Genomic DNA, 13566 nt, shown 5'->3' on the forward strand with positions numbered 1-13566 from the left:
AGCACCACGTAGAGCGCGGCCGCCAGCACCAGCAGCCGCCACGCGTAGCCGGCCGTCTTCTGCAGCCCCGGCCCGACCTGAGCACCCGTCGGCCGCGGCGGGCGGCGGATCACGGGGCCGTCGGGGCGGGTCGGGTGTCCATGGGTACCACTCTGCGGGCAGCCGGGCCGCCCCGCCCGCCGGGCAGGGCGGTCGGGGCGGTGGGGCGGGCAGGGCGAGTGGGGCGGGTGGGGCAGTCTCGGGAGGCCTACGGCAGCGGGGTGGGCGCCGCGAGGTAGGACTGGGTACGGGTCACCCAGTAGCCGAAGTCGCCCGGGCCGCTCTGGTTGGTGCCGACCATCTCGGGCACCCCGTAGGTGGCCGTGCCGGTGCCGGCCCCGAACAGGATCGCCACCACCCCGGCGGCCGCCGCCTCCGGCAGGTGCGAGCCCCAGGTGACGGTGGATCCTCCCCCGGACTCCGTCTGGGGGGACCCCGACACCGAGACCTTCGGGTCGGCGCCCGGGTTGCTGCCGTAGAAGGCGAGGCTGTTGCCGCTGCTGGTGAAGGAGTCGCCGTAGAAGAAGGTCGAGGCGGAGTCCTCGTCCTGCTCGGTGGTCACGTCGTCCAGATCGGGGAAGGTGCCGGAGGCGTTCCAGTAGGTCGGGCTCGGCGTGCGGGTGGCGTTGAGGTGGCCGACCGGAATCTGCCAGAGCACGGCGGGCAGGCCGAGCGCCTGGCGGACCGTCTGCACGTAGAGCAGGTAGTTGCTCCAGTGCGCGGCGTTCAGGTAGCGGATGTCGCCGGCCGGGTTGGGGTCGCGCAGGATGCCGAAGTCCTGGCCCCACTGGTCGAAGGCGAGGAAGTCGGCGCGGTACCCGAGGTCGGCGGTCTTCAGGAAGGCCGCCACCTGGTTGCCGGTGTTCACGACCGACTGGCGCCCGGCGGTCCAGCCCTGGGTGTCGGTGTCCTTCAGCGCGTCCCGCACGCCCCAGGTGTTGACCTGCCAGCCCAGGAACGCGCTCGGGTCGTACTTCTTGACGGTGTAGCTGATCGCCTCCACCAAGCCCTTGAGGCTGTTGGCGAAAGCCGGATCGGTGCCGCTGCTGAGCACCCCGGCGGAGTAGGCCGAGCTGGTGGCGGCCGGGAACCGGGTGGCGTCGTTGCCGTACTGGGCGCCGTAGTTCTGCTGCAGGTAGCCCAGCATGTCGGGCTCGATCACCCAGCCCACCGGCTTGCCGGGGGCGGCCGCGTTGGCGGCACTGGCGGCGTTCTTCAGCGCCTGGAAGTAGGAGCTGACCCAACTGGCGTTCTGCATGTTGGTGTAGTCGACGCTGGAGCCGTCCACGTTGCCGTTCATGCCGTACTCGACCAGCACCGGTGTCATGCCGAACTGGGCCGAGTGCTGGACGAAGGTGGTGGTGGTGCTCGCCCAGTTGGGGAAGTCGCCGCCGATCAGGTACTCGTAGCCGTAGTCCGGCAGTCTGCCGTGCGTCTTGAGGGTGCTGAAGAACGAGTCCACGGTGGAGCCCGGGGTGTAGACCGAGCCGATCGCCAGGTAGTTCGGGTGCCAGGCGCTGCTGCCGCCGCCCCCGCCGGTGGCGGTGGTGGCGCTGACCGGGGCGCTCTTCGCGGACTCGTGGCCGGCCGCGTCCAGCGCGGAGACGGCGTAGCTGTGGGTGCTGCCGGCGGCCAGGCCGCCGACGGTGGCCGCGGTGGTGGTGCTGGTGGCCACCGCGGTGCTGCCCTCGTACACCTTGTAGGAGGTGGCGGCGGTGCCGGTGGCGGGCTCGGTCCAGCCGAGCGAGATGCTGGAGCCGGTGGTCGCGGTGGCGGCCAGGGCGGTGGGCACCGCCGGGCCGGTCGCGCCGCCACCGCCGCCACCCGGACCGCTGAGCACCACGTCGTCGGCGTAGTAGCTGCCCTGGCCGTACCAGCCGTGCAGGTAGAGGGTGACGGAGGTGGTGTTCGCGCCGGTGCTGAAACTGGTGCTCAGCTGCTGCCAGCCGGTGGCCGAGGGGGTCCAGGCCGGGTTGCCGAGGCCGGTGGCGCCCAGGTAGACGTAGGCGCCCTGCACGTAGGCCGACAGCGTGTAGCTGGAGTTGGGCTGGACGGCCACGGTCTGGGTGCACTGCGCGTCGTCGGAGCCGGTGGCCGCGCCTTTGAGGGCGGAACTGCCGCTGAGCACGGGGCTGGTGACGGTGCTGCCGGTGCCGGCGTCGCAGCTCCAGCCGGTCAGGCCGCTCTCGAAGCCGGGATCGGTCACCAGATTGGTCGCGTCGGCCCGGGCGGCGGTGGCCGCCGCGGCGCCGCCGAGCAGCAGCGCGAGCGTGGCGGTCAGGGCGGTCAGCGCCCTGGGTGGGCGAATGTGACGGGTGGTCATCGGTGGTCCTCCTGCAGCGAACGGTGGGGGCGACGCTGGGACAGGTGGTGCGATGCCGACGATGGACTAGACCTGTCGAGCGGTCAAGTGGCCGCTCCCGCCGGGCGCTTTCCTCGCGCGGCGATCACCCTGCCGGCACTGCCGCCGCGCCTGCGGCCTGCGGTCAGCTGGATCTACCCCGAACAGGCCGAACAGGCCGGCCGGCCCGAGCAGGCCGCAGCTGAGGCACTTCTACTAGCCTCCTCGGCATGACCGCGCTGCTCTTCCTGGACGTGGACGGCCCGCTGCTCCCCTTCGGCGGGCCGCCCGGGCAGTACCCGGCCGCCGACCCGGGGGATCCCAACCCGCTGCTGGCCCGGCTCGACCCCGGGCACGGGCCGCGCCTGCGGGCGCTGCCCGCCGCGCTCGTGTGGGCCACCACCTGGGAGGACCAGGCCAACGAGGTGCTCGCGCCCCGGCTGGGGCTGCCGCGACTGCCCGTGGTGCACTGGCCCGAGGAGGACGAGGACGAGCCGATCGGGCAGCACTGGAAGACCGGGCCGCTGGTCGGCTGGGCCGCCGGCCGCCCGTTCGCCTGGGTGGACGACGAGCTGACGGACGCCGACCGGCGCTGGGTGGCCCAGCACCACCCGGCTCCGGCTCTGTTGCACCGCATCGATGCGCGTTACGGGCTCCGACCGGACGACTACGCGATCCTCACCGCCTGGCTGACCCGCTGTCAGGCCTGACTCGCCACCAGGGCAGCAAGCCGCTGGACCCCCTCCTCGACCTGGGCGGCGGTCAGCAGGCTGACCGACAGGCGCAGTTGGTGGGCCGCTGGTGGGGTGTCGTCGAAGTGGCGCATCGGGGTGAAGAGGAGGGCGTGGTCGCGGGCGGAGTGCTCCAGGAGGGTGTCGTCGACCGGGAAGGGGACGGTGACGACCAGGAAGAAGCCGCCGGCCGGGGCATTCCAGCTGACGCCGGAGCCGGGCGGGAAGGCGGTGGCCAGGGCGGTGAGCAGGGTGGCCAGGTTCTCCCGGTAGCGGGCGATCTCGCGGTCGTTGGCGCGCAGCAGGCTGCAGTCGTGCTCCAGCAGCTTGCCCGCGATCACCGCCTGGGCGATGGGTGAGGTGTTGACCGTCAGCATGCTCTTCAGCTTGGCCAGTTCGTCCGCCAGCAGGCTCACCGTGCCGTCCGGGGCCGCCACGCTCTGGTCCGCCACCAGGTAGCCGACCCGGGCGCCGGGCAGGCCGGTCTTGGCGAAGGAGCCCAGGTAGACCACCCGGCGGGCGGTGTCCAGGGCCTTCAGGGTGGGCAGCCGGTCGGCGGAGAACAGGCCGTAGGGGTTGTCCTCCAGCAGCAGCAGGTCCTCCTGTTCGGCCAGTTCGAGCAGCGCCCGGCGGGCGGCCAGGTCCAGGGTGACCCCGGAGGGGTTGGAGTTGTCGGCCAACAGGTAGCAGGCGCGCGGGCGCAGCCCCTCGGTGCGCGCCGCCCGGACCGCCGCCGCCAGCTCCGCCAGGTCCACCCCGGCCGGCCCGCCCCGTACCGCCCGCACCGGCAGGTCCACCAGCCTGGCGGCGCCGGTCAGCCCCACGTAGGTGGGCGTGACGGCCAGCAGCACGTCGCGCTCGTCGCTGCGCAGCGCGCGCAGCACCAGGACCATCGCCTCCTGGCAGCCGACCGTCACCACCACCGCCTCGGGGTCGACCTCGATCCCCTCGTCCACCGCGAGGTTGCGCGCAACCAGTTCGTGGATGATCCCCTTGGTCCGGCCGTACTGCAGCACGGTGCGCCGGATCTGATCGGGCGCCAGCCCGCGCTCCTCGGCCAGGTACCGCTCGTACCGGGCCAGGTAGCGCGGCACCGCCGCCAGGTCGAAGTACTCCTCGTACGGCCGGCCCGCCGCCAGCGAGAGCGCCTCCGGGTAGCGGCCGGCCACCTCGTTGAGGAAGTTCATCGACTCCAGCGCCGGATCGGACAGCGCGGAGTGCAGCTCGGTCAGGGCGAGTTGGGCGGCGAGCTCGACGGTCTCGGACACACGGGTCTCCAGCAGCCGGATCTGGCAGGTCGAGCGCAGGCTACCGCCCCACCCGCCCCGCCCGTCCGGGCTGTCCGTTCCCGGTCCGCCGGGGATCCGTGGCGCGGGGTCCCTTGACGAACCCGGGTCAGACCGCAACCCTGTACCGCATGCGTGCATGTTAGTAACCTTTACTAACTCCACGCCAGCTGTCGCCCTCCGATCCGGACTCCCCCGCCGAGGAGATTGCCTTGCGCATCCGCCAACTCCCCCGCCCCGGACAGCGACTGGTGGCCGCACTGGCCACCACCGCGCTGCTCGCGCTACCCCTCACCGCACTGGCCGCCGCCCCCGCCCAGGCAGCCACCGCGAGCCACCCCTTCCCCAGCCACACCACCTACAAGCTCGGCGTCATGCCCTCGGCCTCCCAGGCGAGCCGGGACGCCGCCGTGCAGAAGCAGTACGACACCTGGAAGGCCAACTACCTGGTCCACGGCTGCGCCTCGAACGAGTACTACGTCTCCACCAAGGGCGACGGCGACGCCACCAACAACGGCCCGGTCTCCGAGGGCCAGGGCTACGGCATGAACATCGTGCCGCTGATGGCCGGTTACGACGCCAACGCACAGACCGAGTTCAACGGGCTCTGGCAGCTGGTCAAGGACCACGAGGACCAGTACGGCCTGATGCAGTGGCAGTTGGACGGCAAGACCTGCAAGTACTACAGCAGCGGCACCCCGGACGGCGCCACCGACGGCGACCTGGACATCGGCTACGGCCTGATCCTGGCCGACAAGCAGTGGGGCGGCTACAGCGCCGACGCGATGGCCTGGCTGTCCGCCTTCTACGCCCACGACGTGGCCCCGGACGGCCACCTCAAGTGCGAGGACGACGGCCCGAACACCGACACCCGCCCGTCCGACTTCATGCTCGACCACCTGCGCGCCTTCGCCGCCTACGACACCACCCACGACTGGAACAAGGTGGTCACCCGCACCGAGGCGGTGGTCAACGAGTTCACCTCCTCCTACTCCGCCACCGGCGGCCTGCTCAGCGACTTCGTGGTCAACGCCAACACCACCAGCCCCAGCCCCGCGCCCGCCAACTACCAGGAGAGCCAGCCCGACAACATCGTCGGCTACAACTCGATCCGGGTGCCCTGGCACCTGGGCACCGACGCGCTGCTGTACGGCGGCTCGACCGCTCTGGCCGTCGCCAAGAAGGAGTCGGCCTGCCTGAAGGGCGAGTCCGGCGGCAACCCGCAGAAGATCTACCCGCACACCAAGCTGGACTGCACCGCCTACTCGACCACCGACCAGGCCGAGGAGGCCGGCGACGCGGTCGGCCCGGCGGCGATGGCGGCCGGCGACCAGGCCTGGACCGACACCCTGTGGAACTACCTGGCCACCAACCCCTTCGGTGACGGGTACTACGGCGAGTCCATCAAGATGCTCGTCTACCTGGTGATGTCCGGCGACTACTGGGCTCCGAACGGCAGCAGCTCCCCGGCCAACGACTTCTCGGTCAGCACCTCCCCCGGCAGCGGCACGGTGACGGCCGGTCAGGCCGCGAGCACCACCGTGAGCACCGCCGTGACCTCCGGCTCCGCGCAGTCCGTCGCCCTGGCCGCCACCGGTCTGCCCAGCGGCGCCACCGCCGCCTTCAGCCCGGCCTCCGTCACCGCGGGCGGGTCCGCGACCCTGACCGTCAGCACCGGCGCCGCCACCCCCGCGGGCAGCTACCCGATCACCGTCACCGGCACCGCGGCCTCCGGCAGCCACAGCACCAGCTACACCCTGACCGTCTCCAGCAGCACCGGCGGCGGCTGCACCGCGGCCCAACTGCTGGTCAACCCGGGCTTCGAGGGCAGCAGCGCGACCCCCTGGACCCAGACCTCCACCCTCGGCTTCCAGCCCATCACCGCCTCGACCAGCGCCGAGCCCGCCCATGCCGGCACCCACATCGCCTGGTTCGACGGCAACGCCACCGCGGACACCGACAGCATCGCGCAGACCGTCACCATCCCGGCCGGCTGCACCGCGACGCTGACCTACTGGCTGCACGTCGACACCACCGAGAACACCACCACCGCGAAGCCGGACACCTTCAAGGTCCAGGTGCTGAACACCGCGGGCACCGTGCTGGCCACCCCGGGCAGCTTCTCCAACCTCAACCACAACACCGGCTACGCGCAGCAGACCAGCGACCTGAGCGCCTACGCCGGTCAGACCGTGACCCTGAAGTTCACCGGCACCGAGACCGACACCAACGGCGGCACCACGAACTTCGTCATCGACGACACCGCCCTGAACGTCAAGTAAGCGCCTGCCGAACGGCTCCCGCACCCCTGGGCGGGAGCCGTTCGCCCTCCCCCACCGAGGAGCTCACATGGTCCCCCACCGCCGACGGTTCGCCGTCGCCGCGCTCGCCCTCGGGCTGGGCGCGCTCTCCCTGCAACCCCCGGGCGCGCTGGCCGCCGCCCCGGCGAGCCCGCTCACCGCCTCCCCGCACGCCGATCCGCCCACCGGCTCCTCGGCCGTGGCCGACCTCGGTGCCACCGGCGGCTGGAAGGTGCTCAGCAGCGCCACCGCCACCCAGACCGGCGCGCAGATCTCCACCCCGGGCTTCGGCACCGCCGGTTGGCTCAGCGTCAGCAACGACGGCGGCGGCGCGCCCGGCACCGAGATCGCCGCGCTGCTGCAGAACGGCGACTGCCCCAACGTCTTCTTCGCCACCACCATGAAGACCTGCTACGGACAGCTGACCAAGGTCGGGGCGGACACCCTGGCCCAGTTCTCGGTGCCCTGGTGGTACCGGACCGACTTCGCCTCGCCGCCGGCCGGGCAGAGCGCCCGGCTGGTGCTGAACGGCGTGATCGGCTCGGCCGACGTCTGGCTCAACGGAACCAAGGTGGCCGCCGCGAGCACCGTCACCGGCGGCTACGCCAAGAACATCTTCGACGTCACCAAGCTGCTGCGCGCCGCGGGCAACTCGCTGGCCGTCGAGGTGCACCCGAACAACCCCACCACCATGCTCACCGTCGACGACGTGGACTGGAGCCAGATACCGCCGGACAACAACACCGGCATCCAGTTCCCGGTGCAGTTGGAGACCGGCAGCCCGCTGATCGACGGCGATGCCCACCTGGTGCAGAACACCGCAGCCGATCTGAGCAGTTCGGCACTGACCGTCAAGACCACGGTGACCAACACCAGTTCCGCCGCACAGACTGGCACGGTGAGCGCCACCGTCACCCCGCCGAACGGCGGCGCCCCGATCACGGTCAGCCAGAACGTGACGGTGGCCGCCGGCGCCACCAAGTCGGTCAGCTTCACGCCCGCCGCCTTCCCCGCGCTCACCCTGGCCGCCCCGCAGATCTGGTGGCCCTACCAGCTCGGTGCCCAGCCGCTCTACACCCTGGCCACCTCGGTGGCCCAGGGCGGCACGGTGCTGAACTCCACCAGCTCCACCTTCGGCATCCGCACCGTCGACTCCTCGCTCGTCGGGCCCTCCTCGGGTGTGCCGCAGGGCGTGCGGAGCTTCAAGGTGAACAACGTGCCACTGGTGGTCCGCGGCGGCGGCTGGTCCCCGGACCTGTTCCTGCGCTACGACCCGGCCGACACCGCCCAGCAGATCGGCCTGCTGAAGTCGATGGGCGTCAACACGGTCCGACTGGAGGGCCACTTCATGCCGGCCGACTGGTACCGGCAGATGGACGCGGCGGGCATCCTGGTCAACGCCGGCTTCCAGTGCTGCGACTTCTGGGAGGCGACCAGCTACACCGCCGCCCAGCAGTCGCTCTACCAGCTGACCGCGCAGACCGTCGGGCAGCAACTGCGCGACCATCCCTCGGTGTTCAGCTTCCAGTGGAGCGACAACGCGCCCACCGCGACCCAGGAGTCGCTGGCCCTGGCCGGCTTCGCCGCGGCCGACCTGAACGTGCCGTTCATCTCCTCCGCCGAGTACAACTCCAGCCCGAAGCTCGGCGTCTCCGGCGAGAAGGAGGGCCCGTACGACTGGGTGCCGCCCAACTACTGGTACGACACCGCGCACTACGCCACCGGCGACGCCACCCAGACCAACGCGGGCGGCGCCTGGGGCTTCGACAGCGAGCAGGGCTCCGGCAACACCATCCCGACCCTGGACTCGATCAACCGCTTCCTGTCGGCCGCCGACCAGTCGGCGCTCTGGCAGTCGCCGGGCGCCAACCAGTACCACGACAACTACGAGGGCACCAAGCACACCGGCTACGCCTTCGGCACCAACTACAACCTGGACACCGCGATCACCAACCGCTACGGCGCGCCGACCAGCCTGGGCCAGTACGTGGAAGAGGCCCAGCTGCAGAACTACGAGTCCACCCGGGCCCAGTTCGAGGCGTACATCGCGCACTCCACCAACAGCTCGGCGCCCTCCACCGGCACCGTGTACTGGCAGCTGAACAAGGGCTGGCCCACCCTGCTCTGGTCGCTCTACAACAACGACGACGACCAGGCCGGCGCCTACTTCGGGGCCCAGCGGGCCAACCGGCCGCTGCACGCGCTCTACACCCTGGACAGCCACACCGTCACGCTCGACAACCTCGGCGGCGCCACCCGGTCGGGGCTGACCGTGGAGGCGAAGGTGTACTCCACAGCCGGCGCGCTGCTCAACGACCAGACCTCGGGCACCCTGAGCCTGGCCCCGCAGCAGGTGCTGGGCAAGGTGCTGACCCCGGTGCTGCCCAAGACGGCGGGCACGACGTACTTCGTCGAGCTGCTGCTGCGCCAGAACGGCACCCTGGTGGACCGGAACACCTACTGGGACTCCACCACGCCGGACGCCGTCAACTGGACCAGGACCATCGGCCAGCCGCAGGCGAGCATGAACTCCTACGCCGACCTCAAGGCGCTGCGCAGCCTGCCGCAGGCCACCGTCTCGGCCACCGCGACCACCACCGACCAGGCCGGTCCGAACGGCGCGGACAAGCTGGTCACGGTCACGGTCACCAACACCGCCAGCACGCCGACGGTCGGCCTGCTGCTCCGGGCGGACCTGCGCCGCGGCACCGGCGCGGGCGCCGAGCTGGCCGGGGACAACCAGGTGCGCTCGGCGATCTGGGGCGACAACGACGTAACCCTGTGGCCCGGCGAGTCCGAGACCCTGACGGCCAGTTACCGCTCGTCCGACCTCCAGGGCGCGACCCCGGTGGTGAGCGTCTCCGGCTCCAACGCGGCGAAGATCGACGTACTGGGCTGATCCGCCGTCAGCTGCCGGTGGCGGTGCGGGCCCTGCACCTTCACCGCCACCGGTAGCACAGCTCCGGGCGCCCGACCTGACCGTACCGCGGCTCACGGACCGCCAGGCCGGTGTCCACCAGGTGCTCCAGGTAGCGGCGGGCGGTGATCCGGGAGACGCCGGCCGCAGCGCCCGCCGCCGCGGCGGAGATGCTCCCCGGAGCCTCGCGCAGCACCCGGGCGACGGCGTCCAGGGTCGGCACGCTCAGCCCCTTGGGCAGCACCGAGCGCTCGGCCGTGCGCAGCACCGCGAAGGCCTGGTCCACCTCGGCCTGCCCGGTCGCCTCGCCGGCCCGGGCCAGCGTCTCGCGGTAGCGGGCGTAGCGCTCCAGCCGCTCGCGCAGGGTGGCCGCGCTGAAGGGCTTGAGCAGGTACTGCACCACGCCGGCCGAGACCGCCTGACGGACCGTCGCCAACTCGCGGGCGGAGGTGACGGCGATGATGTCCGCCGCGTGCCCGGCTGCCCGCAGCCGTCCCGCCAACTGCAGGCCGTGCCCGTCCGGCAGGTGCAGGTCCAGCAGCACCAGGTCCACCGGCGCCCCCTCGGCCCGGGCCCGGTCCAGGAACCGCAGCGCCTCGCCCGCCCCGTGCACCGTGCCGACCGCCTCGAACCCGGGCTCCCGGCCGACGTACAGCGTGTGGGCGTCGGCCGCGACCGGGTCGTCCTCCACCACCAGGACCCGGATCACCGCGCCTCCCGCCGCAACGGCAGCCGCACGGTCAGCACCGCGCCGCGCTCGCGGCCCACCTCGACCGTGCCGCCGCCGCGCCGGGCCGCCTGCGCCACCAGGGCCAGGCCGAGCCCGCGCCCGGCCCGGTCCTTGGTGGACCAGCCGCGCCGGAACACCTCGGAGACCGCGTCCGGCGCGATCCCGGCACCGGTGTCCGCGACCCGCAGCAGCAGCTCGCCGCCGTCCGCCCGGGCGGTGACCGTCACCTCGGGCGGGCCGTCCCAGCAGGCGCTGTGGGCGATCGCCGCGTCCATCGCGTTGTCGATCAGGTTGCCCAGGATGGTGACCAGGTCCCGGGCCGACAGCGCCTCGGGCAGCACCCCGTCGTCGATCCGACTGTCCTCGGTGAGGGTGAACTCGACGCCGTTCTCGGCGGCCTGGCCGGCCTTGCCGAGCAGCAGCGCGGCCAGCACCGGCTCGCTCACCGCGCCGACCACCCGGTCGGTGAGCCGCTGGGCCAGCTCCAGCTCGGTGGTGGCGAACTCCACCGCCTCCCGGTAGCGGCCCAGTTCGACCAGCGAGACCACGGCGTGCAGCCGATTGGCGGCCTCGTGCGCCTGCGCGGCCAGCGCGTCCCCGAAGTCGCGCACCGAGTCCAGTTCCCCGGCCAGCGCCTGGAGTTCGGTGTGGTCGCGCAGGGTGACCGCGCGGCCCAGCTGCTGTCCGTCCCGCTCGATCGCCGAGCTGTTCAGCACCACCACGCCGGTCGCGGTCAGGTGCACCTCGTCGTGCACCGGGGCCGGCCCGAGCACCGCCGCGGTCAGCGCGGCGGGCAGGGCGAGTTCGCGCAGCGGCGTGCCGACCGGGGCGGCCACCCCCAGCAGCTCGCGCGCCGCGTCGTTGCACAGCACCACCCGCCCGGCGGGATCCAGCAGGATCAGCCCCTCGCGCACCGAGTGCAGGGTCGCCTGGTGGTACTCGTACAGGTGGCTCAGCTCGGCCGGGCCCATCCCGTGGGTGTGCCGGCGCAGCCGGGCGTTGGCCAGGTAGGTGCCGGCGCCGCCGAGCGCCAGCGCCGCCGCCGCGACTCCCAGCAGGAGCAGCAGCGGCCCTTGCAGGCCCCGGCTGATCGCCTGAACCGTGATGCCGGAGCTGACCAGCGCGACCACCCGCCCCTGGTCGTCCAGGACGGGGGTGACGGCCCGGACCGAGGGGCCCAGGGTGCCGGTGTAGGTCTCGGTGAAGGTGCGGCCCTGCACCGCGGGGTCGATGGTGCCGAGGAAGCGCTGGCCGATCCGGCTCGGGTCGGGGTGGGTCCAGCGCACCCCGTGGGTGTCCATCACGGTCACGAAGTCCACGCAGGTGTCGGTGCGCACCCGCTCGGCGAAGGGCTGCAGCACGGCGCTCGGATCGGGGGCCAGCACCGCCCGGCGCACCGTCGGGGAGTCGGCCACGGTCCGGGCCACGCCGGTGACCTGGCGCCGGGCGGTGGCCTCGGCGCGGTCCGCGGTGACCCAGTAGGCGAGCAGCGCGCTGCCGGCCACCACGGCGGCCACGATCACCACCTGCACCAGGAACAGCTGGCCCGCCAGGCTGCGCAGCAGCCGCCGCGCGGGCGGCAGGGTCGGGACCGGTGGGCGAACGGACATGCCGGACAGTCTGCCCCAGCCCGCGGACGTGAACTCTATGAACGCAAACGTGACGACCGTCACGGTGCGGCCGGATAGTCGGACGACCCCCGAAGGCTCGTCCCCGGCAAAGGAGCCGCATGTCCTCCCCCGCGTCCCCCACCCCACCGCCCGCCAGGCCCCGCGCCGACCGCACCCACCTGCTCTACCTCGCGGTGCTGGTCGCCGTCGCGGCGGGCATCGGGCTCGGTCTGGCGGCGCCGCACTTCGCCGTGCAGCTGAAGCCGGTGGGCACCGGCTTCGTCAACCTGATCAAGATGATGATCAGCCCCGTGATCTTCTGCACGATCGTGCTGGGCGTCGGGTCGGTCAGCAAGGCGGCCAAGGTCGGCCGGGTCGGTGGTCTGGCGCTGGGCTACTTCCTGGTGATGTCCACCATCGCGCTGGGGCTGGGCCTGGTGGTCGGCAACCTGCTGGAGCCGGGCTCCGGCCTGCACCTGACCCAGGCGCTGGCCAAGGCCGGCCACGCCCAGGCCGCCCAGGGCACCGGGAGCACCACCGACTTCCTGCTCGGGATCATCCCGACCACCCTGGTCTCCGCCCTCACCCAAGGCCAGGTGCTGCAGACCCTGCTGGTCGCGCTGCTCGCGGGCTTCGCGCTGCAGGCGCTGGGCCCGGCCGGGGCGCCGGTGCTGCGCGGGGTGGAGCACCTGCAGAAGCTGGTCTTCCGGATCATGGCGATGATCATGTGGGTGGCTCCGGTCGGCGCCTTCGGCGCGATGGCCGCCCTGGTCGGCGCGACCGGCGTGGCCGCGCTGAAGAGCCTGGCCGTGATCATGGTCGGCTTCTACCTGACCTGCCTGCTCTTCGTCCTGGTGGTGCTCGGGCTGCTGCTGCGCCTGGTCGCCGGGGTCAACGTGTTCGCGCTGCTGCGCTACCTGGGCCGAGAGTTCCTGCTGATCCTCTCCACCTCCTCCTCGGAGAGCGCGCTGCCCCGGCTGATCGCCAAGATGGAGCACCTGGGCGTCAGCCGCCCGGTGGTCGGCATCACGGTGCCCACCGGCTACTCCTTCAACCTGGACGGCACCGCGATCTACCTGACCATGGCCTCGATCTTCATCTCGCAGGCGATGGACAAGCCGCTCGCCCTCGGGCAGCAGCTCTCGCTGCTGGTCTTCATGGTGATCGCCAGCAAGGGCGCGGCCGGCGTCACCGGCGCGGGCCTGGCCACCCTGGCCGGCGGCCTGCAGTCGCACCGGCCAGAGCTGGTGGACGGCGTGGGCCTGATCGTGGGCATCGACCGCTTCATGTCCGAGGCCCGGGCGCTGACCAACTTCGCGGGCAACGCGGTGGCCACCGTGCTGATCGGGCACTGGACCAAGGAGCTGGACCACGAGCGGACCCGCCAGGTGCTGGCCGGCCGGCTGCCGTTCGACGAGACACTGCTGGCCGACCCCGCCACCGCCCCGGTGCCCGCCCAGGCCGACGCCCCGGCGACCGCGGGCGTACCCGCCTGACCGCACGCCCGACCCCCGGTGCCGCGCGGGCCCGAGCGCCTGTCACACCCCCGGCCTAGCCTCAATACCAGTGACTTAAGGATCTTTGCTGGTAGACTGCCTGTCCAGGAGGTGCC

General features: G+C 72.3%; 8 protein-coding genes. 4 read left to right on the forward strand and 4 right to left on the reverse strand.

Annotated elements, in window-relative coordinates; genetic code table 11:
* Window positions 1-247 precede the first annotated feature (247 nt).
* The gene (locus tag C7C46_RS26835; protein WP_110672518.1) at window positions 248-2362 is read right to left on the reverse strand and encodes a carbohydrate binding domain-containing protein; all 2115 of its coding nucleotides are present in this window, start codon (window positions 2360-2362) and stop codon (window positions 248-250) included.
* Window positions 2363-2610: 248 nt separating this feature from the next.
* Here C7C46_RS26835 and C7C46_RS26840 point away from each other — a divergent pair, with 248 nt between their 5' ends.
* Window positions 2611-3090, forward strand: a complete 480-nt coding sequence (locus tag C7C46_RS26840) for an HAD domain-containing protein (RefSeq protein WP_110672519.1) — start codon at window positions 2611-2613, stop codon at window positions 3088-3090.
* Here the strand turns inward: C7C46_RS26840 and C7C46_RS26845 are convergent.
* Window positions 3081-4379 (reverse strand): aminotransferase-like domain-containing protein, encoded by a 1299-nt coding sequence (locus C7C46_RS26845; RefSeq protein WP_425470125.1) that lies wholly within the window; start codon window positions 4377-4379, stop codon window positions 3081-3083. The genes C7C46_RS26840 and C7C46_RS26845 overlap by 10 nt on opposite strands.
* 230 nt (window positions 4380-4609) lie before the next feature.
* Between C7C46_RS26845 and C7C46_RS26850 the strand changes: the two genes are divergently transcribed.
* Window positions 4610-6679, forward strand: a complete 2070-nt coding sequence (locus C7C46_RS26850; RefSeq protein ID WP_245984976.1) for a glycosyl hydrolase family 8 — start codon at window positions 4610-4612, stop codon at window positions 6677-6679.
* 67 nt (window positions 6680-6746) lie between these two features.
* On the forward strand, window positions 6747-9596 hold the full coding sequence (locus C7C46_RS26855) for a glycosyl hydrolase 2 galactose-binding domain-containing protein (RefSeq protein WP_110672520.1): 2850 nt from the start codon (window positions 6747-6749) through the stop codon (window positions 9594-9596).
* A 40-nt stretch (window positions 9597-9636) separates the two neighbouring features.
* Here C7C46_RS26855 and C7C46_RS26860 read toward each other — a convergent pair whose 3' ends face one another.
* Both C7C46_RS26860 and C7C46_RS26865 read right to left on the reverse strand, forming a co-directional pair.
* Entirely contained in the window at window positions 9637-10323 is a 687-nt protein-coding gene (locus C7C46_RS26860) for a response regulator (RefSeq protein WP_110672521.1), read from the reverse strand.
* On the reverse strand, window positions 10320-11954 hold the full coding sequence (locus tag C7C46_RS26865; RefSeq protein ID WP_110672522.1) for a sensor histidine kinase: 1635 nt from the start codon (window positions 11952-11954) through the stop codon (window positions 10320-10322). Before C7C46_RS26865 ends, C7C46_RS26860 begins: the two co-directional genes overlap by 4 nt.
* Before the next feature lie 119 nt (window positions 11955-12073).
* On the opposite strand from C7C46_RS26865, the gene C7C46_RS26870 reads away from it, so the two are divergent.
* Complete coding sequence (locus C7C46_RS26870) at window positions 12074-13450, forward strand: cation:dicarboxylate symporter family transporter (RefSeq protein WP_110672523.1); 1377 nt, start codon at window positions 12074-12076, stop codon at window positions 13448-13450.
* Window positions 13451-13566 lie beyond the last annotated feature (116 nt).

The sequence above is a fragment of the Streptomyces tateyamensis genome (assembly GCF_003205575.1).
In the GTDB taxonomy this organism is placed as follows: Bacteria; Actinomycetota; Actinomycetes; order Streptomycetales; family Streptomycetaceae; genus Kitasatospora; species Kitasatospora tateyamensis.